A 23,877-nucleotide genomic window follows, 5' to 3' on the forward strand; every position below is an offset into this window, starting at 1 on the left:
GCGCCCTGGCCCCACATGTTCTCCAGCACCTGGCGGTGTCCCAGCGTCAAGACGCCCGGTTGGGCCACAATCCACCCCTAGCATTCAGCGACAACACAAGTTGCACTGAACACTAGAAACCACCGCGAGTATTCGGTCGATATCGCCGAGATCAACGGAGGAAAGGCAGGGAACCGGTGACGTCGGTGGTGGAAGGTCAGTACGCGGATGAGGACCGTGAGCGCGCCATGAATACAGAGTCCGAGGAGCACACCATCGAACCGGACCATCCGTGGCCGAAGAGTCCGACGAGCGTGCGCATCCGGTGCAACGTCTGCATGGAGCTGCGGTTCTTCGCCGACCGGCACGCCGATGATCTCGCGGGCTACGGCCCTGGCCCGCACTGTCGGTCGTGCGGCCGACGCATCGAGTTCCGCTGCACGGTGTGCGACTCGCTGTGGCGTCCTTTGTCCTGAGGGGGCCCGGTTGTCCACGGCGCAAAGGGGCGCCGCCTCCCGGCCCTCGGGCTGGGCCGGAAAGCGGCGCGGGTGATCAGCGCAGGTCGCGCTTGAGGATCTTGCCGGTGGCCGTCATCGGCAGCTCCTCGCGGAACTCCACCAGGCGCGGGTACTTGTAGGCGGCGAGCCGCTCCTTGGCCCACTCGATGAGGTCGTTTTCGCTGAGCGTGGCCCCCTCTTCGCGGATCACATAGGCCTTGATCTCCTCGCCGTGCGTCTCGTGCGGTACCCCCACGACCGCGCACAGGCTGACCTCGGGGTGCGTCATCAGCACCTCTTCGAGCTCGCGCGGGTACACGTTGTACCCGCCGCGGATGATCATGTCCTTGGAGCGGTCCACGATGAAGTAGAAGCCTTCGTCGTCACGGCGGGCGATGTCGCCGGTGCGGAACCAGCCGTCCTTCATGACCTGCTCGTTGGCGTCGGGGCGGTTGTGGTACCCCTTCATCACGCAGTGTCCGCGGACGGCGACCTCTCCGGGGCCCTCGCCCTCGATGTCGTCGAAGGCGCTGTCGACCAGCTTCATCTCCACGCCCCAGATCGGTCGGCCGATCGATCCCGTCTTGGCCTTGACCTTGGGGTTGTTGAAAGAGACGACGGGGGAGGTCTCGGACAGGCCGTAGCCCTCCAGGATGTCGACGCCGAACTTGTCCTTGACGTTGCGGGCCAGCTCAGCGGGGAGTGCCGAGCCGCCGGAGACCGCCGTGTGCAGGTTGCGGGTGATGGCGGCGATGTCGTGCTCGCCCTTGGCACCGAGCAGGCCCCAGTACATCGTCGGTACACCGGCGAACATCGTGACGTTCTCTTTCTCCATGAGGGAGAGCGCCTCGTCGCCGTCGAAGCGCGGCATCAGGACGATGGTGGCGTGCCGGTACAGGGCGACGTTCATCATCGTGGTCTGGCCGAAGATGTGGAACAGCGGCAGCACGGTCAGGCAGACGTCGTGGCCCTGGGGGACATGGCTGAACAGGGCGTCGGAGGCCACCGCGTTGAAGAGCAGGTTGTTGTGGCTGAGCTGGGCGCCCTTGGGGGTGCCTGTCGTGCCGCTGGTGTAGATGATCACCGCGGTGTCGTCGGCCTCGGTCCGCACGGAGCCGAAGGTGCCGGGCTTGCCGTCCAGGGCCTCCCAGAACGTCTCGGCGCCCTCGATCGTGGACTCCTTGGCGCCCGGCGTGGCCGGCAGGTCGATGTAGGTGGTGCAGGAGTCGACCTCGCCGAACGCGGAGAACGCGCGCTCTCCCAACGGGAGCTCGGGGGCGCCGGTGAAGGCGAACAGTGCCTTGGCGCCGGAGTCTTTGAGGTGGTACGCAATCTCGCGGGGGGTGAGCAGCACGTTCAGCGGGACCACTACGGCACCGGCCTTGAGCGCGCCGAAGTAGACGAAGGGGAAGTAGGGGACGTTGGGACTGGCCAGCGCGACCTTGTCGCCAGGCTTGATTCCTCGCTCCACCAGGAGGTTGGCCACCTGGTTGGCGATCATGTCGGTCAGCGCGTACGTGAGCCGCAGGTCACCGAAGACCAGGCAGTCTCGGTCGGGGGTGTTCCGGGCGCCGTCCTCGAGAAGTACGGACAGGTTGAGCATCGCGCCTCCTACGGAGTCCATCGGTACTGTGCCCGCGGCGCATGTGGGCGTCCCCGGTCACGTGAGTGTTCCCGATCACTGTTTTACCGCACAGTAACAACGGAGGTGGCGCCCGGGGTACGGCTACTCCTGCTCGTCGCCCTCGTCCCGCGTCAGGGTGGCGCTCCCCGGCCGCGAGTCGTCCTTGTTCATGCCGATCTCGGAGACACGCCACGCGCTGTCACCGATCCTCAGCTGGTCGCCGAGGTGGAGCGTGTGCTCCGTGGCGCCGCCCTTGGCGCCGTCGATCGCGATCACCACCGCCGGGTCGTCGCCCTCCTTGTAGCCGGCCAGCTTGAGTGACGTGGTCTCGTCCGGGCCGGTGCTCAGCTCGAAGGGGATGCCTTCGGTCAGCTGGACGCGGTCGGTGTCCTCTCCCGAGACGGCGGCGGGGGAAGAACCAGACGCGGAATCGATCTCGGGCTCACCACCACAGGCCGCGGCTCCGAATGCCAGACCGAGCCCCAGAGCGGCGATGGACGTGAACCGGATGGCACGGCGGACCCCTACGAAGACGGTCATGGTCAGCTGCTCTCCAAATGCTGATGGATGGCTTATGGACGCTGCGGATCTGTGAGGGGCGCGTGACCGGACCCGTGGCGAGACAGGTCACGGGCACGGTGGGCACACGGCAGAGCACGACACTGCGCAACCGAGTCGCAGCAGTGGGCGATCGCTCACGCTGCATTCTCCCATCGGCGGGGCCGTGGAGAGACCGGATCCCCGGCGTGTTCGGGGAATCCCAAGGTAGGCGCCGTAAATGGCGGGCCTGGGCGTGTCGCGCCGAAAAGCAGACCGTGCCAGGCCACATGGCGGGCGGCGCTCGGGGAATCGCGTCGAGGTCGTCCTGGCAATCGCGCTAACCTGTGAAGCACAGTCACTCGGCTGGAGGAGACCCCACCGCGGGCCTGTCCACGGGGCGCGGTCGGATCAGAATGGACTCCCCAGACACGATGTGCCCCTCAATTGCGACCCGGTAGAGGACATTCGAGCGATGACAGCGGTAGATGGAGACCTGGCGACGAGCGACGTCTACGACGCTCGCGCCCTCCAGGAGAAATGGCAGGCGCGGTGGGAGAAGGACAACCCCTTCCTCGCCGACGACAGCCCGGACGACGACCGTCCGCGCCGCTACGTCGTCGACATGTTCGCCTACCCCTCCGGTGACCTCCACATGGGGCACGCCGAGGCGTTCGCCATCGGTGACGTGATCGCGCGCTACTACTTCCAGCGTGGTCACAACGTCCTGCACCCCATCGGCTGGGACTCCTTCGGCCTCCCCGCCGAGAACGCCGCGATCAAACGGGATACACACCCCGCGACCTGGACGTACGCCAACATTGATACTCAGGCCGAGTCGTTCCGGCGCTACGGCATCGCCGTGGACTGGACCCGCCGCCTGCACACCAGCGACCCGGAGTACTACCGCTGGAACCAGTGGATGTTCCTGCGCTTCTTCGAGCGCGGCCTGGCCTACCGCAAGGAGGGCCTGGTCAACTGGTGCCCGCAGGACCAGACCGTGCTGGCCAATGAGCAGGTCGTGCAGGGCAGGTGCGAGCGGTGCGGCGCCGAGGTCGTGCGCCGCAGCCTGAACCAGTGGTACTTCCGCATCACCGATTACGCCGACCGCCTGCTGGACGACATGGACCAGCTGGAGGGCGGCAACTGGCCCGACGAAATCCTGACCATGCAGCGGAACTGGATCGGCCGCTCGCACGGCGCCGACGTCCGCTTCGAGATCGAGGGGCGCGAGGAGCCCGTACCGGTCTTCACCACCCGCCCCGACACGCTGTACGGCGCCACGTTCTTCGTCGTCGCCGCTGACGCGCCGCTCGCCGACGAGCTGTGCGCTCCCGAGCAGCGCGCCGAGTTCGACGCCTACCGCGCGCAGGTCGCCAAGCTGAGCGACATCGAGCGGCAGTCCACCGAGCGCCCCAAGACCGGCGTCTTCCTGGGCCGCTACACCATCAACCCGGTCACCGGTGAACGCATGCCGGTCTGGGCGGCCGACTACGTGCTGGCCGACTACGGCCACGGCGCGATCATGGCGGTGCCCGCCCACGACCAGCGGGACCTGGACTTCGCCCTGGAGTTCGACCTGCCGGTGCGGGTCGTCGTCGAGACCGGCGAGCCGGACCCCGCCGAGACCGGCATCGCCACCGCGGGCGACGGCACCCTGGTCAACTCCGGTCCGCTGGACGGCCTGGGCAAGGACGAGGCCATCGATCGCATCATCGGCATCCTGGAGGAGCGCGGCACCGGCCAGGGCACGGTCAACTTCCGGCTGCGCGACTGGCTGCTGTCCCGCCAGCGCTTCTGGGGCACGCCGATCCCGATCGTCCACTGCCCCGAGTGCGGTGAGGTCCCGGTCCCCGACGACCAGCTGCCGGTACGCCTGCCCGACAACCTGAAGGGCGCCGACCTGGCACCCAAGGGCATCTCGCCGCTGGCCGCGGCCACCGAGTGGGTCAACGTCGACTGCCCCGCGTGCCACGGCCCGGCCACGCGCGACACCGACACCATGGACACGTTCGTCGACTCGTCCTGGTACTTCCTGCGCTACTGCTCCCCGCACCTGGACACCGCGCCGTTCGACCGCGAGCTGGTCGACCGCTGGGGACCGGTGGACAACTACATCGGCGGCAAGGAGCACGCCACGCTCCACCTGCTCTACGCGCGCTTCTTCACCAAGGCGCTGTACGACATGGGGCTGGTCGGCTTCACCGAGCCGTTCAAGCGGCTGCTCAACCAGGGCCAGGTCATCAACCAGGGCAAGGCGATGTCCAAGTCTCTGGGCAACGGCGTCGACCTGGGTGCCGAGATCGACGCCTACGGTGTCGACGCCGTCCGGCTGACCATGCTGTTCGCCGGACCGCCCGAGGACGACGTCGACTGGGCCGACGTGTCCCCGGCCGCGTCCCTGAAGTTCCTCAACCGCGCGTTCCGCGTGATGGTGCAGGCCGGTGCCGCATCCGCGCCGGGCACCGACCCGTCCACCGGCGACCGAGAGCTGCGCAAGGCCACCCACCAGTCCATCGACAAGGTCACGGCGGCGATCGAGGCCCAGCGCTTCAACGTCGCCATTGCCCGGGTCATGGAACTGGTGACGGCGGCCCGCAAGGCCATCGACTCCGGCCCCGGCGCCGCCAACCCCGCGGTCCGCGAGGCCGCCGAGGTCATCGCGGCCACCCTGTCACTGTTCGCCCCCTACGTCGCGGAGGAGGGCTGGGAACGACTGGGACACAGCGGCTCGGTCGCCATCGGCAACTGGCGCCCGGCCGACCCCGACCTGCTGGTGCAGGAGGCGGTGACCTGCGTCGTGCAGGTGGCCAGCAAGGTCCGCGACAAGCTGCAGGTGCCCCCGGACATCTCCGAGGAGGAGCTGGAGCGCCGGGCGCTGGCCTCGGAGAAGGCCCAGGCGTTCATCGAGGGCAAGCAGATCCGCAAGGTCGTGGTGCGGGCGCCCAAGCTCGTCAACATTGTGGTGGGTTGACGCCCGGTGGAGCCGCAGGCCGATCAGGCGCAGCCGCGGAGCGGCGGTGCGTGGCTCGCCGCGGGCCGCGCCGGGCCGCCGCCCGGGACGCGGTTGAAGCAGGCGCTTCTCGTGGCCGCCGCCGTGGTCGTGGTCTCCGCGACCGCGGTCACCGTGGGGCTGTGGTGGGGCGAGGACGGTCCGGCGCTCGGTGCCGGACCCGATGACGCCTTCTCCACCGCGCCCGAGTGCGCGGTGGTCGCCGCCGAGACCGTGGAGCGTGTGCTGCCCTCGGGGCGGTTGGAGACCAACGAACACGGGCCGCTGAGCGACGCTGACGGAGCCTGGTGCGCGTGGACATCGGTGGGCGCGGACGGTGCCGCGCCGCGCGTCCTCCAGGTCGACTTCGAGGCGCGCTTCACCGACAAGGCCGGGGAGGTCACGGGCGCATCCGCCGCCGCGCGGGAGCTGGACCGGTCCACGCCCATCACCGACCTGGAGGGTGCTGCCCCGCTGCCCTCGCTCGGTGAGGACGCGCTGGTGTGGCCGGGCGAGGACGAGGGAACGGCCGAGCTGGTCTACCGCAGCGGCAACCTGGTGGTCCGGGTCTTTTACGGGGGCGCGGCGGACTCCGGTGGAAAACCGCTGTCCTTCGGGGCGGCGCGGGACGGCGCGGTCGCCGTCGCCGAGCAGGTCGCCGATTCCCTCTAGTTCATTCCGCCTGGCGCGTTGCGCCGGTCGGTGGTCCAGGCCATGCACCCCCCGGCCCAGTGCCGGTCGCGTCCGCCTCGGCGACCGAACCGGGCATGTCCGAGGTGTCGGACTCGATCCGGTGGTGGACGGAATGCCTAGTACCGTAGGCCCCTGGAAATCGACGAGGCGCGTCGGCGCGATGACACGGAGGCGTCCATGACCCAGCCACCTTCCGGTGGCCCCGACAGAGGACCGACCGGACCGAATGGCGGGTCACCGTCGCATGACCCGGAGGCGCGGCCCGATCCCGGGGAGGGACAGCCGCCGCTGCCGCCCGCACCCCCCGAAGGGGCGGGGAGCGCGCCCCCTCCGTCGGTCCCGCGGCACCCCTTCGGCTCCTCGGCACCGCCAGGAGCGGCCGGGCCGGGCCATCATCCTGGGCCCCCTCCCTCGGGACCGCAGAGGCAGTCGGCCCCGCCCGGGGGGATGCCACCGGCGTCCCCGCAGCAGTTCGGAGCACCGGGGCCGCAGGCCGCGGGGCAGCCCGGCGCCCCGGAGGCGGGATACCCGGGCCACCCCGGTCACTCGAGCAACCCGGGCCAACAGGGCGACCCCGCTCAGGGCGGCCCTGGGGGACAGCCCGGTGACCCCATGTCGGGGGATGCCGACGTTCCTCCGGTGGAGTCGGCCCCGAAGCAGAATCGGGGCTGTGCCGTCACCATGATCGCGGGGCTGGCCGTCGTGGTCCTCGCCCTGCTCGCCGGCGGGGTGTGGACGGTGGTCGTCCTCAGCGGTGCCGGGGGCGACTACGAGCACGCGCCGACGTGCGCGGTCGCCCGGGGAGAGGCGCTCAACAGGCTCGTGCCCGACCGGACGACCGAGGTCGACCAGGAGATCAAGAACCTGGAGGGCACCGGCCGCGAGGGCAACGAATGCCGGTGGGCGACCGCTGAGGACGGCGGCCATGTCCCCGCGGCGGCGCGTCTGGTCCTCGTCAGCAACGCGGGCGACGTCGAACTCGACGCGGAGGAGCAGGCCACCGCGGCCCTCAAGGAGGCGGCCGCGGAATACGGCGCGAGCAAGCTCGCGGACCTCGGCGACGGGGCCTACTCCTGGAGCGACCGCGCGGGCGGCTACGAATGGGGCTGCGTGGGCGTGCGGGTCTCCAACGTGTACGCGGAGACCTGCTACACGGCCGCGACGGACTTCAACGTCGGGGAGTCGATCGACGAGGCCGAGGCCGTGGCCGGAGCCGAGGAGCTCGCTCGCGACGTCGTCCAGGGGATCAAGGACAGCAAGGACGAGGAGTAGGCGGACGGGCCCGGGGGTGTACCCCCGGGCCGTTCACAGCAGGTCGTCGAGGAACCCATGTACGGCCGGGGCGACGTCGGGCGAGAACTCGCGGTCGGCGTCGAGGACCGAGACGCCGGGGGAGTCGTCGTAGAGGCGGAGGACGTGGTCGGCGTCGGGGAGGTCCACCCGGCGTGCGTTGTCCAGGCCGCCCATGAGGCGGTCCACGTCGTCCTCGGCGATCTGGGCGTCGGCCGTTCCCCACAGCACCAGCGTGCGGGTCTCCGGCGGCAGGTCGCGGGCCAGCTCCGCGGGGTCAATGGAGTCGATGGTCCGCAGGAACGGGGCGTTGGCGGGGGTGAGAACGGGGGACAGCGGCGCCGCGACCTCATCGGGGAGGGGCCTGCCCGCGCGGATGCGGGCGATTCCCGTGCGGAGCTCGGAGAGCAGGTCAGTGGCACCTGCGGCGCTGATCTGCCGGGAGGTCTCCGCCGCGCGTACCTGCTCGGTGAACTGGCGGTCGAGCGTGTCGAGGTACCGGTCGCCGATCGGGGCGGCGAGGATGAGGCCCACCGGCGGGTGCTCATCGACCACATCGGGGGAGCGCAGGGCGAACAGCGCGCCCTCGCTGTGCCCGACGACGACCACCCGGTCGGGGTCGACCTCGGGCTGTGCGATGAGCTCGGCGTAGGCGTCGGCCATTTCCTCTTCGAAGACCTCGTAGGAGACGGGGTCCGCCGCGTCGCGGGAGGCCATCCCCGTCTCGCCGCTGCCGAGTTTGTCATAGCGCAGTGAGGCCACGCCGGCCTCCGCCAGGACGCGGGCGAGGTTCAGGTTGGTATCGGCGCCCGGTCGCAGCTCGCTGTTGCCGTCGCGGTCGGTGGGCCCGCTCCCGGAGATGATGAGCGCGGCGGGGACCGGCTCGTCGTCGGTCACCGGGGGAAGGGCGAACGTGCCGTGCAGCGTGTCGGGCCCGCTGTCGAAGCGCACGTCGCGTTCCGCGGGCTCGGCTCCGGGCGGGTCGGGTGCGCCCGGGCGGTCGGGCGAGACGCCGCAGCCGGTGGCGAGCAGGAGAGCCGCCAGCCCCCCGGCAGCGGCCCGGTGGAGGGCGGAGAGATACGGAGAAGGCATGGTCCTCACCTTGGCATCCTCTCCCGCCGAGAAGGGCGGGGGAGTCCGGCGTACGGGGCGCGTCCGCCGCCGGTGGTTGACGCTTCATCGTCGGCCTGGCCGCGAGAGCATCCGCGCCGTGACCGGGCGTGCACCGGCCACGTGGCCCGTGGCTATCGGGCCGGTGCGGAATATAGCGCACCGCGTGGCGCCGGGTGGACAATCCACCCAACGGCCGTCGTCGGCAGCACTCCCGCGAAGGATGGAGGGAGGGGCGCGGCGGAGGGTGTGCGGGGGCGAACCGAGCGGGATCGGTGTTTCGTTCCGTGTCCCTATCGATAGCGATTCTGTCGCCGACGGCCCCGTTATGCGGAATCAGATTCGGTTTGCGCGGCCGTCGAACCCCGTGGCCGAATTGCCGCCGAAAAACCCCGGGCCCGCGGTCTCGGGACGAGATCACGGGCCCGTTGGCCAAGCGAGGCGACATCGTTATCCGGGGGATCACACCCGCCGCATAACGGCGACCACCTTCCCGAGAATGGTGGCATTGTCGCCGTCGATGGGCGCGTAGGCGTCGTTGCGCGGAAGCAGCCGCACATGGTCGCCCTCGCGTTTGAAGACCTTCACCGTGGCCTCGTCGTCGAGTAGCGCGGCGACGATGTCGCCATTGTTGGCGTCGGGCTGCTGGCGGACGACGACCAGGTCGCCGTCGGTGATGGCGGCGTCGACCATGGAGTCGCCGACGACGTTGAGCATGAACAGGCGGCCTTCGCCGACGAGCTGCTTGGGCAGGGTGAGGACGTCCTCGATGGACTCTTCGGCCAGGATCGGCCCACCCGCGGCGATGCGCCCGACGACCGGGACATCGGTCGCGCGGGAGTAGTCGGCGCGGGGGTCATTCTCCAGCTCGTCCCAGGAACGAATCGGGGGTTGTCCTGGAATGCGAATTTCGACGGCCCTTGGGCGATTTTGGTCCCGATAAAGATAGCCTTTGCGTTGCAACACCTTCAGTTGGTGCGCGACACTGGACGGGCTCGACAGGCCCACCGCATCACCGATTTCCCGGATGGACGGCGGGTACCCCCGCTGCCGTACATAGCGGTGGATGCAGTTCAGAACACTCTGCTGGCGGGCCGTGAGCTTCGGCGCGGCATCCGTTTGGCCCATGGAGTCGTCGGCCTCCGCGAGTGCCGCGGGGGAACCGGTGGACCGGAGTGCGGTGACGCTTCTCCCGTCCGCCTGAGGTTCGTGCGTTCCGTGGTTTTCCTCCGGCACGGCCGGCCTCCTCGGCGGTCGGTGTTCTGCGTGGGCTGTCGGTGACGGTGTGGATCGACCGGCCGCGTCACCAGCGGTGTCCGACCACGCGCCGATTGATGGGCGCGGAGGCGCGGATACCTCGGCGGACGCGTCGATCGAGCACGTCTAACGTTACTGCCTGTGTAGTGCCATATCAAACAAACGTTCGAGATGGTGATGAAAAAATCGCCCGGATGCGGTATTAGTCGAACGGCTGTTCTAGCGAACTGGCGTTCGAAGGGGATGATCGTGTTCCCGCCCCACCCACCCCCAGCACCCCCGACCCGCCCCCCTGAACCCGCCCTTTTCGATTGGGCGGTGGAGATCCCCGAGTGGTCCCCGGCTCCTACTTGCCGCCCGGCGGGCTCTCCCGCTTCCACCGCCCCCGCCTCCGATGTGTCCCCGGCCGCCCCCGCTCGGCGGCCCGGCGCGTCGGCCCCCGCGGCCCCTGTGCTCCACCCGGCGCCCACCCCCGCGCCCGGGATGCGACTCACGCGGCGCGGCCGTGTGGTGCTCGTCTCCGCCGTGTCCGCGGCAGCGGTCGCCGGCCTGTCGATGCTCTTCGTGACGTCCGCCGCTGTCGGGGCTTCCGCCTCCGGGGCCTCCTCTGAGGCGTCCGTCTCCGGCGGTGCGCCCCCGACGGTGGTCGTGCGCGATGGCGATACGCTGTGGGGGATCGCCCAGCGGGTTCGGCCCGGCGACGATCCCCGCCCAGCGGTGCACGACATCGCCAAGCTGAACGACCTGCCCAACCCCGACCTCACCCCCGGGCAGGAGCTCGTGCTGCCTGATTACTGACACTCCCGTGTCCGTGGCGTGCCCGCGTTCGCCTTCGCGGCGGGCGGGTGCGCCCTTTCGGCATGCCCGCACCCCGCCGTTGCGGCCCCGGTCGGAGGGCGCGGCGCACCGTTCGGGGACTTGCGTGCGACGGGGGACCGCCGTAGGTTGACCACAACATCTAGTGCTCATCGGGAACAAGCAGCCCAGAACTTGTGCTTTAGTAGGTATCCGGTCTTTCTGGATCATCCGGTTCGGAGAGGTTTGGAGACGAGCACGCGCGCAGGGCTGCTCGGCACGCGTGCGAGCACGTCCGCGACACCTGTACGCGGGGCTTTCGACCGATGCGGATTCTGGGGGGAGGCACACCGGCATGCACTGTCCGTTCTGCCGCCACCCTGACAGCAGGGTCATCGACAGCCGGTCGACCGACGACGGCGCGGCCATACGCCGCAGACGCGCGTGCCCCGAGTGTGAACGGCGTTTCACCACGCAGGAGACGGTGCTGCTGATGGTGGCCAAGCGCTCCGGCGTGACCGAGCCGTTCTCCCGGACCAAGATTATCGCGGGCGTGCGCCGCGCCTGCCAGGGTCGGCCCGTCACCGAGGACGCGCTCGCGAAGCTCGGCCAACAGGTCGAAGAGGAGATCAGGTGCCGTGGCGTCGCGGAGGTGCCTTCGCACGAGATCGGGCTGGCCATTCTCGGGCCGCTGCGCGAACTCGACGAAGTGGCCTACCTGCACTTCGCGTCGGTCTACCGGGGCTTCGAGTCACTGATGGACTTCGAGAACGAGATCGCGATGCTGCGGGCGGACCGGGCTAGGGCGAGCGAGATGAGCGGGCAGAGCGAATCGTGAGTAGCCGGACAACGGCGAACTGATCCGCGGGGTCCGACCGCGCGTGGGTGACGCGCACGGGCAGGGCCGTGACGACGTGATGAAAACCGTCAGCCCCGCGTCACGCCAACGGATGTGACCTGGGAGCACTGGCGGGGGATCGGAACGGATATGTGGCGAGAACTGGGGGAGCTGACATGACGGAGACCACCGGCGCGACGGGGCGCAAGGGGAAGGGGAAGCGCAGCGGTCTGAAGATCGAGCGCATCTTCACCACGCCCGGCGTGCACCCCTACGACGAGGTCGAGTGGGAGCGTCGCGATGTGGTCATGACGAACTGGCGGGACGGTTCGGTCAACTTCGAGCAGCGGGGCGTGGAGTTCCCCGCGTCGTGGTCGATCAACGCCACCCAGATCGTCGCCAGCAAGTACTTCCGCGGGGCCGTGGGCACGCCGGAGCGCGAGTGGAGCCTCAAGCAGCTCGTCGACCGCGTCGCCGGGATGTACACCGCCACCGGTCAGGCGAACGGCTACTTCGCCTCCGACGCCGACGCCGAAATCTTCGACCACGAGCTGAAGTACGCCCTGGTGCACCAGCTCTTCAGCTTCAACTCCCCGGTCTGGTTCAACGTCGGCACCACCTCCAAGCAGCAGGTCTCGGCCTGCTTCATCCTCTCCGTGGACGACACCATGGAGTCGATCCTCGACTGGTACAAGGAAGAGGGGATCATCTTCAAGGGCGGCTCCGGCGCGGGCGTGAACCTCTCGCGCATCCGCTCCAGCCAGGAGCTGCTGTCCTCCGGCGGCACCGCCTCCGGCCCGGTGTCGTTCATGCGCGGTGCCGACGCCTCCGCGGGGACCATCAAGTCCGGCGGCGCGACGCGACGCGCGGCCAAGATGGTCGTCCTCGACGTCGACCACCCCGACATCGAGGAGTTCGTGGCCACCAAGGCCCGCGAGGAGCACAAGATCCGCGCGCTGCGCGACGCCGGGTTCGATGTCGACCTGGGCGGCAGCGACATCGTCAGCGTGCAGTACCAGAACGCCAACAACTCGGTGCGCGTCTCCGACGCGTTCATGCGCGCCGTCGAGTCCGGCGCGGAGTTCGGCCTGACCTCGCGGACGTCGGGCGAGGTGATCGCCACGGTCGACGCCAAGGAGCTCTTCCACAAGATGGCGAAGGCCGCTTGGGAGTGCGCCGACCCGGGACTGCAGTACGACGACACGATCAACGACTGGCACACCACGCCCGAGAGCGGGCGGATCTCCGCCAGCAACCCGTGCTCGGAGTACGTCCACCTGGACAACTCCTCGTGCAACCTGGCCTCGATCAACCTGCTGAAGTTCCTCACCCCCGAAGACACCTTCGACGTCGAGAGGTTCGTCAAGCTCACCGAGCTGGTCATCACGGCGATGGACATCTCCATCACCTTCGCCGACTTCCCGACCGAGAAGATCGGCGAGACCACGCGGGCGTTCCGCCAGCTCGGCATCGGCTACGCCAACCTCGGCGCGCTGCTCATGGCCACCGGCCACGCCTATGACTCCGACGGCGGCCGCGCCGTCGCCGCTGCCATCACCTCGCTGATGACCGGGACCGCCTACCGGCGCAGCGCCGAGGTCGCCGGCGTGGTCGGCCCCTACGACGGCTACGCCAAGAACATCGACGCCCACAAGCGCGTCATGCGCAAGCACGCCGCCGCCAACGACGACCTGCGCACCATCGGCGCGATGGACGCCGACATCCACGCGGCCGCCACCAAGGAGTGGCAGAACTGCCTGCGGATCGGCGAGAAGAACGGCTGGCGCAACGCTCAGGCCAGCCTGCTCGCGCCCACCGGCACCATCGGTTTCATGATGGACTGCGACACCACCGGCATCGAGCCGGACTTCTCGCTGGTCAAGTTCAAGAAGCTGGTCGGCGGCGGGTCCATGCAGATCGTCAACCAGGCGATCCCGCGGGCGCTGAAGAACCTCGGCTACCAGCAGGAGCAGATCGAGGCCATCGTCGAGTTCATCTCGGAGAACGGCCACGTGGTCGACGCCCCGGGGCTGCGCCCCGAGCACTACGAGGTCTTCGACTGCGCGATGGGCAAGCGCTACATCAAGCCCATGGGCCACGTGGAGATGATGGCGGCGGTGCAGCCGTTCCTCTCCGGTGCGATCTCCAAGACGGTCAACGTGCCCGAGGAGGCCACCGTCGAGGACTTCGAGCACATCTACTACGAGGGGTGGCGGCTCGGCCTCAAGGCGCTCGCCGTCTACCGCGACAACTGCAAGGTCGGCCAGCCGCTGTCCACATCCAAGACCGAGGGAAGTGAGAAGACGGCGGACGCGGACACAGCCGCGAAGCGCCCGGAGCCCGAGGTCATCGAGGTCAACCGGCCGGTCCGCCGCCGACTCCCGAAGAAGCGGCCGAGCCAGACCGTCTCCTTCACCGTCGGCGGCGCCGAGGGCTACATCACCGCCGGGTCCTACCCCGACGACGGCCTCGGCGAGGTCTTCATGAAGCTCGGCAAGCAGGGCTCGACCCTGGCCGGTGTCATGGACGCCTTCTCCATCGCGATCTCCATCGCGCTGCAGTACGGGGTCCCGCTGGAGACCTACGTCGAGAAGTTCACCAACATGCGCTTCGAGCCGGCGGGCATGACCGACGACCCGGACATCCGCATGGCCCAGTCGGTGGTCGACTACATCTTCCGCCGCCTGGCCCTGGACTACCTCTCCTACGAGGAGCGCTCCGCCCTCGGCGTCCTCTCCGCGGAGGAGCGCCGCGCCCAGGCCGCGGGCGAGGACCCGTCCCAGGTCGCCGCCCAGGTCGAGTCCTACGCCCAGTCGGCGGCCCCGGCGAAGGCGGAGGCCGAACAGGTCGCCGAGCGCCCCGAGAACTCCGCGGAGCGCCCGTCGTCGGCCACCACCCGCTCCGTCGAGGAGGCCCACACCAGCACGGAGATTCTGGAGGCCAAGCAGGGCTTCATGGCCGACGCCCCCCTGTGCGTCACCTGCGGCACCAAGATGCGCCCGTCCGGCAGCTGCTACGCCTGCGAAGGCTGCGGCGCCACCAGCGGCTGCAGCTGATCCCGCGGTCCTGACCCGAACCCCCCGAGCCGGGGCCGACCCGCCGTCGGCCCCGGCTCGCCTGCTGCGCACCAGTTCCCCGCCTCCACCGGTCGGCTGCTCACCAGCCGGGGGACTCCGTAGCTCGGGACCGGCGCCTGTGCCCGTGATCGGGTGATTGGCGAAGGTCCAGCATGGGTAGCCCTCGGTCACCGATCGAAAGGTGGTTGCCATGCTGATCGCTGAGATCTTGCGGGCGAAAGGCTCAGAGGTGGTGACTGTCCAGCCGGACACCACGGTGGCCGAGTTGGTGACGCGCTTGGCCGCACACAACATCGGTGCGGTGGTGGTGACCGACCACGACGAGATCGCCGGGATCGCGTCGGAGCGCGACGTCGTCCGCCAGCTGGAGGCGCGAGGAGCCGAACTGCTCGCCGCACCGGTCTCCGACATCATGACCAGCGTCGTCGTCACCTGTACGACGACCGACACCGACGACAGCCTGACCGTGCTGATGACCGAGAACCGCGTGCGCCACGTCCCCGTGGTGTCGGCCGGATCCCTCGTCGGAATCGTCAGCATCGGCGACGTCGTCAAGGCCCGGATCAGCCAGCTCGAACAGGATCGGCGTCAGCTTGAGGCCTACATCACCCAGGGCTGACCCATCCCCCGGGCGCCGCAACGGCGCGGGGCCCGGTCAGGCAGCGCTGCGCGGGGTGAAACCAATGGACAGATCGGCGTTGAGCGCCTCCGCCAGACGTTCGAGCAGAGCGATGCTCGGGGTCGTTCCCCCACCCTCCAACCGCGAGACCTGCGGCTGCGTCATGTCGGCACGATCGGCCAGCTCTCGCTGGCTGAGCCCCAGCTCGGTGCGGCGGTCGTACACCATCTTGCCGAGCAAGAATCCGCGACGCGCCTCATCGTAGGCCTCGGAGTGCTGACCACTGCGGCGCCAGACAGCGTGCTCGCCGTGTGTACTGTTCATCGCTCCTCCTTGTCGCGATCATAGATGTCCCGGGCGTGCTGATGCCGAGCTTCACATTGCGCCTGGGCGCGAGGGCCGCGCTCGATCTCCGAGCTTTCTCGTTGACTTGTTTTGCGGAAGACGGTCAGCAGGATGACACGGCGCTGTGGGGCGATCCAGTAGGTGATCCGTACCTGGCGGCTCGGGAGGTGGAAGCGAAGTTCTCTGAGCTTGCCGCCCAGGTGGCGGCTGTAGGGCTCACCTAAGGATTCAGCCTGTTCAGCGAGCAAGTCCGCGTAGAACTCCACGCGATCGTATTGATCACGGGGAAGATTTGTGAGCCAGAGTCGCACCTCGGGTTCGATCTCGATCGTGTAAATCCGCTCCGTCATGCATCAAACGATATATACCACGCTTGGTATGGGAGGGGGCTTTGGCAAAGTCACCTATGGCCGATCCAGCGTGGAGCAGTGGAGGGTCCTTCCGGTTGCCGGGGCCGGTGGGAGAATAGGGATGTGACGCTCATCCTGGGTCGGTCGGATCTGCTCGGTGTGTTGGACACCCACACCTGCGTGGACCGTCTGTGGAGTGGCTTCACCGCCGATCCCGCGGCGATCGAGGGGCAGCGGGTGCGGACCGGTCTTCCCGGACCGGGGACAGCGACCGCGTTGCTGCCGGGGCTGCTGCCGGATGTGCCCGCCTACTCGGTCAAGGTCAACGCCGAGTTCCCCGACGCGCGGCCCGCCGTGCGCGGTGTGGTGTGCCTGCATGATCTGGTCAGCGGGGAGTTGCTGGCGCTGCTCGACTCGGCGACGCTGACAGCGTGGCGGACCGGGTTGGCCGCGGCGCTGGGGACGCATTCGCTGGCGCGCTATGACGCCGATGTGCTGGGCATCGTGGGCTGCGGTGCGCAGGCCGGGCTGTGCGCCCGGGGCCTGATCGGGCTGCGGCCGATCTCCCACATGGTGGTCGCCGACACCGACCGGGAACGGGCCGACGCGTTCGCCGGGCGGTGCTCCACCGAGTTCGGGGTGGCGGTCCACCTCGTGGACGGCGCGACCGCTGTCGCCGCGCAGTCCGATATCGTCCTCACCGCAACCCGGGCGCGCCAGACCGTGCTGGATCGGGACGACGCCCGGCCCGGGGCCCACTACACCTCGCTCGGAGCCGACGAACCCGGCAGGGGGGAGCTGTCGGCCGATCTACTGCGGGCCGCGCGGGTGATCGTCGATGACCTCGCGCTCGCCCTGGCCGATGGGCCGGTCGGCAATGCCGGGCTCGACGCTTCCGCCGTCCATGGAACGCTGCGCGACGTCCTGACGGGGGCCACCGCGGCGCGGGACTCTGATGACACCATCACGGTGTATGCCCCCATCGGCCTGCCCTGGCAGGACCTCGCGCTGGCCTGGCTCGCCTACCGTGCGGCGGAGGATGCCGAGGGGCGGGGCGAGAGCGGTACCGGCGCCCGGTTCGATTTCCTGGAGTGATGGGATACTCCGGGGGACGGGGCGCTCGTCGGGTGCTCCGCCTGCGCCACGTGCGACGCCGTGTTCGGCGCGACCGTTCCCCGCGGCAGTGCGCGGATAACGTCCATCGGCCCACCTTCGGGCCAGCGCTGGGGGAACCGGTGGGCGGGCACCGGCGTCGTATCCGCAGTTCTCTCTACTCCTCCTACTCCTCCATTCGCAGGGAGTGATCAAGTATGTCCTTCGCGCAGACAGTGCGCGGGGCCGCCACGTCGATCGCCCAGAGCGGCGATCCGCGCCAGGCGGTCACCGACGCGCTCGGTGACGCGGCGGAGGGAGGCGGCCTCGACCCGGGTGACTTCCTCGCCGCCCGCGACCAGGGCGCCTCAGTCGGAACCCGCGTCGAGCAGCAGACCACCTCGCTGAACAACGCGGGCGAGGCGCTCAACCGCAGCTCCTACGAGCGGGACCAGGGCGGAACCGTCCACGTCATCTGTCCCATGGTCATCCCCAAGGGGCGGACCTTCATGACCATGCTGCCCGCCATCGCGCTCATCGTGATCGGCCTCGTGGCGCTGGTCGTCACCGTGCCGACGGCGTTGGCCACCGGGACCAACCCCCTGCTTAACCCCCTCTTCGGGTTCCACTACTGGCTCATCACGCTGGGCGTCGCGGCATTTATGTGGTGGCGCCAGGGCATGGTCATGGTGCCCGACGGCTGCCACGCGATGATCACCAAGTTCGGCAAGCTGGAGCAGGTCGTCGGCCCGGGCCGGGTCACCCTTTTCAACCCCTGGAAGCGGGTCTCCTACATCGTCAACACCACGCGCGAGTACCCCTTCAACGCGCCGATCCGCGAGGCCCCCACGCGCAGCGGGGTGCAGGCCTCCATCGACCTGTTCGTGCAGTTCCAGATCAAGGACCCGGTCGATTTCATCTACACGCTCGGTGCCGTGCAGGGCTTCCAGGAGAAGCTGAACAACGCCATCAGCGAGACCACGCGCAGCCTCATCTACGAGCAGGAGGCCGCGGGGATCTACGACATGGTCGGGGAGAACACCGCCCGCCTGCTGGAGCAGCTCAACGCCCAGTTCATGCCGGCCGTGGAGCTTACGAACGCCAACATCACCCACGCCGAGCCCTCCAGCCAGGAGTACCGGATGGACCTGGCCGCGCCCGAGATGGTGCGCGTGGCCAAGGAGGCCTACACCTACGAGTACGAGCTCCAGCTGCGCAAGGAGCAGAACGAGGGTGACCTCAACAAGGAGCTCGCCTCGCTGAACGAGACGCTGTCGTCGATCCAGGCGGACATCGCGCAGTACCAGGCGCAGATGGACACCGCCCTGGAGCGTGAGACCAACCGCGCGCGCTCCCTCGCGCGCCGCCGCTTCGTCGAGGCCGAGAGCGAGGCGAACGCCAACGCCGCCCTGCTGGAGGCCCAGGCCCTGGACATCCGCGCGGTCAGCGCGGCCGAGGCTCCGGAGATCCTCAACTACCGCTACCAGCAGGACCTGCTCGACAAGCTGGAGGCCGTGGCCGACAGCCTGCCCCAGGTGCTGCACATCGGCGACGGCGACGAGTCCAGCGTGAACTTCCTGCGTGTCGCCCAGGGCATCATTGGCGAGACCGATGCCGCGCTCTTCTCCGACGACGACATGGCGGCCATCCGCACCCGGCTGCAGCAGATCTCGGACCGCATCGCCTCTCGCGAGGCCGAGATCAACGAGCTGCTGGAGGCCGAGCAGGCGACCGTCGAGACGGCCCGTCCGGAGAGCGGCGAGGTCCCGGGCGAGGACCGGGTCGAGGAGATCCGCCAGTCGGTGTCTGATGAGGCCATCGACGAGCGCCTGACCAGTGCCGTCGAGGACCCGCCCGCCGCCCCGTCACCCAGTGGGTCGCCCGCGCCCTGGCCGCAGTCAGGAGCGGACCCCCAGGACGGCCCGTACACGGGAGAGAAGTAGATGAGCCAAACCACGCACGTCGACCGCAGCGGCTCCAGCATCAAGGAGTCGCTGGCGTCATGGAGCGACATCGCCCGCCTGCTGCGGGGCGGTGATGACGGGGCGCTCGTCCCCGTCGTCATCCCGCGCGACAGCCGCGGCCTGCTGTGGACCATCCCCATCTGGTTCGGGCTGTTCGCCCTGTTCTCGGCGCTGATTATGGCGATCCGCCGCGACGCGGCCATCGCCGGGGACAGCGTCTATCTGGTCCTGTCCATCCCCACCGTCATCGTCGGGCTGCTGAGCATCGCCCTCGCCATGATGTGGTGGTGGCGCTCCTCGATCGTGGAGATCGAGCAGGGCACCACCGGCGTCCTCACCAGGTACGGCGCCGTCGTCGGCACCCTCGACCCGGGCCGCCACTACCTGTGGCACCCGTGGGCGCGTGTCGACTTCGTCGTGGACACCTCCACCGAGATCCCCTACTCGGCCCCGGTCGTGGCCTGCCCCACGCACGAGAACGTACCGCTGAAGTCGATCGAGTTCTTCCTCAAGTTCCGGATCACCGACGCGGTCCGGTTCGTGCGGACCATCGGCGCCAGCAACTTCGACCTGGTGCTGTCGAACGCCGTGCAGGACGCCATTCGGCAGCGCAGCCGCCAGGTGCGCACCGAGCGCGCCTACGACCTGCGCGGATCCGACGTCGCCGACATGCAGGACCTGCTCAATCGGCAGTTGAGCCGCTACGGCGTGCGCATCATGGGCTGTAATATCCCCGATGTCCAGCTGCCCAGCCAGTACCAGCAGCACATGGCCACCCGTGAGCGGGTCGCCAAGGAGCTGGTCGCCTACGAGCAGGAGTGGGAGCTGACCCGCAAGCGCCGCATCGACACGCTGCTGATGGACATCGAGCGGTCGAAGAAGACGCGCGACGCCAAGATCGTTGAGGTCAACGCGGCGCTGAACAAGGCCCGTAAGGACGTCGCGCAGATGCTGGAGGAGCAGGAGACCGAGGCGCAGCGCGTCCGCTACGAGATCGAGACCCGTGGCCGCGCCGACCTGGTGGCCGCGCAGAACGAGGCGAAGGCGCAGCGCCGCCTGGCCACCTCCTACCGGGATAACCGGGCGGTGCTCCAGTACGAGCTGGCACGTCGGCGGCTGGACGTCGGGGCGCGGCTGGCAGAACACGCACCGCAGCCGGTCGTCGTGCGGACCGACGGAGGCGGGGATTCCTCGGCGCTGTCGACGCTGCTGCTGGCCCAGCTGCTGCCGTCGCTGGGCGGAAACCGGTCCGAGCGCCGCCCGGGGCTCAACGGGGGCGGCGACGGGTCGGGCGCCGACTCCGCGGCCGAGACGCTGCAGCAGGTACATGGCTCGGTGTCCGCGGCGGCCGACCGTCAGCAGCGGCTGTCCGAGACCTACCAGCGGGAGCAGCAGGAGGCCATGCGCCGCCAGTTCGAGCAGGGTGAGGGGTACGGGCGCGGCACCGACCGCTGAGGCCCGGAGCCCCGCACCAACCGAAAAAAGAGGGGGAGGCCGGTGGCCTCCCCCTTCACGCTGCGTGCGCCAGCTCCTTGTAGGCACTTCCTATGTCCACCCCGTGACGGGCGGCGATTTCCACCAAGTCTTCGATCTCTCCGGCCTGGGCGGCGCACAGGTCCACGTCGCCGCTCGCGTGGGCGCGGCGCAGTGCGCGGACCGCGTCGTAGATCCGCAGGTGCAGCGTCGTCATGAATTCACTCATGGGGTCCTCCGTCCCTCGCGTCGTGATCGACTCGCGAGTGCTGGGACCAGATTTACCGAATCGGTATAAGAACGCGGTGAGAAAAGACGCCGGAAATGTGCGGAGATCGGCGTGGGAAGAGCCATGGACGGTTCGGGAACCCTGGTGGGGACTGCGGTTAGAGCCCCCGTCGCGGGCGGAGCGGGATGCTGGAAACTCTTACCCCGGTCGGTTATCCGCCCGGAGCCGTTCGCCGTGCGGGTCCCCCTCTAGTACTCGCTCCAGGCGTACCAGTTGCCCTTGATGTGCTCGTAGACCACGCTGCCGTGCCCGGGGACGAAGACGTCGGTCGGCAGTTCCTTGGCGCTGTAGGCCAGGCCGGAGTCGCGCAGCAGGCCGGCGCCCTGCACGGTGTAGCGGGTGACCCCGTCCGATACCGACACCGCTGCCAGGGGGTAGAGCCCTGACCAGGTCCCGTTCAGCGGGATGGCGGTGGACCGGTTGGCCGTTGCGCTGACGTGCAGCAGCTGGTCGTGGGAGGCATCCACCCGCGCCTGCAGCGGCACGTCCATCACCGACAGCACGATGGCCAGCGCCGCGATGACCGGGGCGGTGATCCACCGCAGCCAGTAGCGGCGGATCATGGGGCGGGCGACCGACAGGGCGATGCCGAGCCGCAGCGCGCCCATGGCCGCGAGGAAAGCGCCCCCGCTCATCCCGATCACGAAGCTCGGCAGGTGCCCGCCGGGCATGCTGTCCTCGTAGAGGAGCACCAGCCCGACGAAGGCGCAGGCCGGAAGGTAGAGGCGGCCTGGGGGCCGCGAGGACCAGGAGATGAGGCGCTGACCCAGGGTCGGGCGCTGTGCGATCTCGATCAGTTTCGCGACCGAGTCCTGGTCCCCAGGTGAGCCGTCGCCGCCCTCCGGGGTGGACCCGGGTGTCGGGGCTACGGGGTTCATTGTGCCGGCCTCTCCCCACTGCGTTGCGGTGTTGGACACGCGCGGCCGACACCTGGGAGGGGGCCTCCGGGGGCCGCGTCAAGTATGAGACGGCCGCCGACGTGCGGCCCGCCCCTCAGGATAGGGGAGGGGCGGGGCGTCCTCGGGCCGCCGGGTGGGGATTTGCGGGGTGAGAATCGGCTGATTTCGAGATATTCCCCGCTGCGCCGCCGTGAGAGCGGACATCACCCCGTCCATCGACCACCGGCCGGGGTACAGCGCCGGCGGCAGGCAGGCCAGCATCAACGTGGCCAGCAGTGCGGGCGAGGCCGTAGGGAGGGCGGGCGTGTGCGGCGGGGCCGTCATCGACAGCCACAGCGCGCCAGCCGCGAAGGCCGCCAGCATTGCCCCGGACAGCGGTGTGACGAGGCCGACAGCGAACGCGGCGGCACAGAGCAGCTCGACGTAGGGCAGGACGGCCACCACGAGGTCACCGGCGGAAGGCCCGAGTTCGGTGAGCCGTGCCGTGGTGAGGGGGCCTCCGTCGCGCGCCCGCCAGGCGTGTTCGGCGAACACCCACCCCACGGCGAGCCGTACCGCCAGCACCGTGAGGCCGTACAGGGGTCCGCAGGCCGTGTCCGTGCTCCGGATCACTCTTCGACCGTCCCCTTCGGCATCTTGAGGTCAACCGAAAACTACCGAACGTAAGCATCCTTGCCTGGGTGTCACACGCGGTGGCAGGAGGAATACGGTGGCGACCGTGCTGGGGGGACGGCCACGGGAGTCCGGCACCGTGGTGACGTCGATGGTTCAGGCAAGGATCCCTGGGGTGAGGGGTAGAACGAGCGGCGTCGTGCGCTGGGGTGAACCGTCCGAGCGGCGGCCCGCGTTAGCGCACATATGAGTGAGCAGACGCAGAACAGGGGCGACCGTGTCGACGCGGAAATCCGGTCGGCGGTCGCGGCCCGAGACGACCTCGGCACGGACTACGACGACGTCGTAGCCGAAGGACTCGTCGATCGCATCGGGGAGGAGATCGACCGCCGCATCGACGCCCGCCTCGGTGCCGTCGGTGCGCCCAACGGGGGGACCGCCCCGGCGGCCCGGCAGGACACCGCACCCGAGTGGATCATACGGGGCTGGAGCACCGTGCTCGTCGGCTTCGTCTCTTTGGTGGTCGGGGTCGCCTCCTCGATCCTGCTGCTCATCGCACTCGGGACCAGTGCCACCCTGCTCGTCATGGGGGTCTGGACACTTGTTGTCTGTGCCAACGTCGGCCACTCTCTGGGGCGTGATCTGGCCGGGCGCAGATGACCGAGTCGTCGGCCGGTACCGCCCCGCTCCTCTAAGCTGGCCGGGTGGCCGCATCCTCTTCGTCCTCGACCGCCTCCCGCGCCGTGAGCACACCCACCTACGCCCTGGAACGGGAGCTGGCCGGTGAGGGCGCCACCCGCGTCGCCGGAATCGATGAGGTGGGGCGGGGCGCGTGGGCCGGCCCCGTCGTGGTCTGCGCCGCCGTCACCGACGGCTCGCCGCCCCCCGAAGGCCTGACCGATTCCAAGAAGCTGACCCCTAAGCGCCGCACGGCCATGGCGGAGCTGCTCCGGCCGTGGGTGGTCGACCACGCCTTCGGCGCGGCCGAACCGGCCGAGATCGACGAGGTCGGCATGACCGAGGCGCTGCGCCGATGCGCCGCCCGCGCGCTGGAGGGCCTGCGCGACCGGCCCGACGTCGTCATCCTCGACGGGCGACACGACTACCTGGGCGCCCCCTGGCCGGTGCGCACCCAGGTCCAGGCCGACCTCAGCAGCGTGACGGTCGCCGCCGCCTCTGTCCTCGCCAAAGTGCACCGCGACACCTACATGGCCGGGCTCGACGCGGACTACCCCGGCTACGGGTTCGCCACGGCCGCCGGCTACCCCTCGCCCGTCCACCGCGCCGCACTCGCCGAGCACGGGCCCACCCCGTACCACCGGATGAGCTGGTCCTACCTGGACAAGCTGCCCAAATGGCGCCACCTGCGTCGGCACCGAGCCGATCGCGACGAGCAGCTACCACTGCTGTAGATAACGGCCGGGCCGAAAAACCCGCGCGTGCGACACGCCGACGCGCCGCCGCGATGGTGCCGGAGAAATCCGCGCCACTGCCGCGAAGATGGGTGCCGTCACGGGGCTTGTCGAGCCATGGTCCCGGGGCTGT

The 23,877-nt window shown here is 69.4% G+C and carries 22 protein-coding genes; 13 read left to right on the top strand and 9 right to left on the bottom strand.

All coding sequences use genetic code 11. From position 1 onward, the window contains the following. Window positions 1-227 precede the first annotated feature (227 nt). Window positions 228-455, top strand: a complete 228-nt coding sequence (locus tag ABD259_RS16965) for a hypothetical protein (RefSeq protein ID WP_344102510.1) — start codon at window positions 228-230, stop codon at window positions 453-455. Between the two features lie 76 nt (window positions 456-531). Here the strand turns inward: ABD259_RS16965 and ABD259_RS16970 are convergent, their stop codons facing one another. Then, window positions 532-2,079, bottom strand: a complete 1,548-nt coding sequence (locus tag ABD259_RS16970; RefSeq protein WP_344163979.1) for a long-chain-fatty-acid--CoA ligase — start codon at window positions 2,077-2,079, stop codon at window positions 532-534. A 123-nt stretch (window positions 2,080-2,202) separates the two neighbouring features. Further along, window positions 2,203-2,640 (bottom strand): DUF6406 domain-containing protein, encoded by a 438-nt coding sequence (locus tag ABD259_RS16975; RefSeq protein ID WP_344163862.1) that lies wholly within the window; start codon window positions 2,638-2,640, stop codon window positions 2,203-2,205. A gap of 472 nt (window positions 2,641-3,112) precedes the next feature. Here ABD259_RS16975 and leuS point away from each other — a divergent pair, with 472 nt between their 5' ends. The 3 genes from leuS (at window position 3,113) to ABD259_RS16990 (ending at window position 7,594) form a co-directional block, all read left to right on the top strand. After that, entirely contained in the window at window positions 3,113-5,611 is a 2,499-nt protein-coding gene (leuS, locus tag ABD259_RS16980) for a leucine--tRNA ligase (RefSeq protein WP_344163865.1), read from the top strand. Window positions 5,612-5,617: 6 nt separating this feature from the next. Beyond that, window positions 5,618-6,301 carry a hypothetical protein gene (locus tag ABD259_RS16985; RefSeq protein ID WP_344163868.1) on the top strand — a complete coding sequence of 228 codons (684 nt, stop codon included), beginning with the start codon at window positions 5,618-5,620 and terminating at the stop codon, window positions 6,299-6,301. A gap of 660 nt (window positions 6,302-6,961) precedes the next feature. Further along, on the top strand, window positions 6,962-7,594 hold the full coding sequence (locus tag ABD259_RS16990; protein ID WP_344163870.1) for a hypothetical protein: 633 nt from the start codon (window positions 6,962-6,964) through the stop codon (window positions 7,592-7,594). 33 nt (window positions 7,595-7,627) lie between these two features. Here the strand turns inward: ABD259_RS16990 and ABD259_RS16995 are convergent, their stop codons facing one another. After that, entirely contained in the window at window positions 7,628-8,704 is a 1,077-nt protein-coding gene (locus tag ABD259_RS16995) for an alpha/beta hydrolase family protein (RefSeq protein WP_344163873.1), read from the bottom strand. 480 nt (window positions 8,705-9,184) lie between these two features. Then, window positions 9,185-9,958, bottom strand: a complete 774-nt coding sequence (lexA, locus tag ABD259_RS17000; RefSeq protein WP_344102496.1) for a transcriptional repressor LexA — start codon at window positions 9,956-9,958, stop codon at window positions 9,185-9,187. A gap of 504 nt (window positions 9,959-10,462) precedes the next feature. Between lexA and ABD259_RS17005 the strand changes: the two genes are divergently transcribed. The 4 genes from ABD259_RS17005 to ABD259_RS17020 all read left to right on the top strand — a co-directional run bounded on the left by ABD259_RS17005 (window position 10,463) and on the right by ABD259_RS17020 (window position 15,308). Next, window positions 10,463-10,777, top strand: coding sequence for a LysM peptidoglycan-binding domain-containing protein (locus tag ABD259_RS17005; RefSeq protein WP_344163876.1), 315 nt, complete (start codon window positions 10,463-10,465; stop codon window positions 10,775-10,777). Between the two features lie 352 nt (window positions 10,778-11,129). Then, the gene (nrdR, locus tag ABD259_RS17010) at window positions 11,130-11,612 is read left to right on the top strand and encodes a transcriptional regulator NrdR (RefSeq protein ID WP_344163879.1); all 483 of its coding nucleotides are present in this window, start codon (window positions 11,130-11,132) and stop codon (window positions 11,610-11,612) included. 176 nt (window positions 11,613-11,788) lie between these two features. Further along, complete coding sequence (locus ABD259_RS17015) at window positions 11,789-14,668, top strand: vitamin B12-dependent ribonucleotide reductase (RefSeq protein WP_344102490.1); 2,880 nt, start codon at window positions 11,789-11,791, stop codon at window positions 14,666-14,668. 211 nt (window positions 14,669-14,879) lie between these two features. Then, window positions 14,880-15,308 (top strand): CBS domain-containing protein, encoded by a 429-nt coding sequence (locus ABD259_RS17020; protein WP_344102488.1) that lies wholly within the window; start codon window positions 14,880-14,882, stop codon window positions 15,306-15,308. A gap of 36 nt (window positions 15,309-15,344) precedes the next feature. Here ABD259_RS17020 and ABD259_RS17025 read toward each other — a convergent pair whose 3' ends face one another. Both ABD259_RS17025 and ABD259_RS17030 read right to left on the bottom strand, forming a co-directional pair. Next, the gene (locus tag ABD259_RS17025; protein WP_344102486.1) at window positions 15,345-15,632 is read right to left on the bottom strand and encodes a helix-turn-helix domain-containing protein; all 288 of its coding nucleotides are present in this window, start codon (window positions 15,630-15,632) and stop codon (window positions 15,345-15,347) included. After that, entirely contained in the window at window positions 15,629-16,003 is a 375-nt protein-coding gene (locus ABD259_RS17030; protein ID WP_344102484.1) for a type II toxin-antitoxin system RelE/ParE family toxin, read from the bottom strand. The genes ABD259_RS17025 and ABD259_RS17030 overlap by 4 nt, the downstream gene beginning before the upstream one ends. A gap of 123 nt (window positions 16,004-16,126) precedes the next feature. Here ABD259_RS17030 and ABD259_RS17035 point away from each other — a divergent pair, with 123 nt between their 5' ends. From ABD259_RS17035 to ABD259_RS17045, 3 genes are all read left to right on the top strand, one after another. Then, window positions 16,127-17,098 carry an ornithine cyclodeaminase family protein gene (locus tag ABD259_RS17035; RefSeq protein WP_344102482.1) on the top strand — a complete coding sequence of 324 codons (972 nt, stop codon included), beginning with the start codon at window positions 16,127-16,129 and terminating at the stop codon, window positions 17,096-17,098. A 215-nt stretch (window positions 17,099-17,313) separates the two neighbouring features. Beyond that, entirely contained in the window at window positions 17,314-19,038 is a 1,725-nt protein-coding gene (locus tag ABD259_RS17040) for an SPFH domain-containing protein (protein WP_344102480.1), read from the top strand. Continuing rightward, window positions 19,039-20,514 (top strand): SPFH domain-containing protein, encoded by a 1,476-nt coding sequence (locus tag ABD259_RS17045; protein ID WP_344102478.1) that lies wholly within the window; start codon window positions 19,039-19,041, stop codon window positions 20,512-20,514. Window positions 20,515-20,569: 55 nt separating this feature from the next. Here ABD259_RS17045 and ABD259_RS17050 read toward each other — a convergent pair whose 3' ends face one another. From ABD259_RS17050 to ABD259_RS17060, 3 genes are all read right to left on the bottom strand, one after another. Continuing rightward, window positions 20,570-20,761: a hypothetical protein gene (locus ABD259_RS17050; protein WP_344102476.1), complete on the bottom strand. Its 192-nt coding sequence runs from the start codon at window positions 20,759-20,761 to the stop codon at window positions 20,570-20,572. Between the two features lie 248 nt (window positions 20,762-21,009). Then, window positions 21,010-21,699 carry a hypothetical protein gene (locus ABD259_RS17055; protein WP_344102474.1) on the bottom strand — a complete coding sequence of 230 codons (690 nt, stop codon included), beginning with the start codon at window positions 21,697-21,699 and terminating at the stop codon, window positions 21,010-21,012. A gap of 78 nt (window positions 21,700-21,777) precedes the next feature. Then, window positions 21,778-22,332 (bottom strand): DoxX family protein, encoded by a 555-nt coding sequence (locus ABD259_RS17060; RefSeq protein WP_344102471.1) that lies wholly within the window; start codon window positions 22,330-22,332, stop codon window positions 21,778-21,780. 246 nt (window positions 22,333-22,578) lie between these two features. Between ABD259_RS17060 and ABD259_RS17065 the strand changes: the two genes are divergently transcribed. Then, window positions 22,579-22,992 (top strand): hypothetical protein, encoded by a 414-nt coding sequence (locus tag ABD259_RS17065; RefSeq protein ID WP_344102468.1) that lies wholly within the window; start codon window positions 22,579-22,581, stop codon window positions 22,990-22,992. A 44-nt stretch (window positions 22,993-23,036) separates the two neighbouring features. Continuing rightward, on the top strand, window positions 23,037-23,744 hold the full coding sequence (locus tag ABD259_RS17070; protein WP_344102466.1) for a ribonuclease HII: 708 nt from the start codon (window positions 23,037-23,039) through the stop codon (window positions 23,742-23,744). The last annotated feature ends 133 nt before the right edge of the window (window positions 23,745-23,877 follow it).

The organism is Nocardiopsis rhodophaea (assembly GCF_039530945.1).
Classification (GTDB): domain Bacteria; phylum Actinomycetota; class Actinomycetes; order Streptosporangiales; family Streptosporangiaceae; genus Nocardiopsis_C; species Nocardiopsis_C rhodophaea.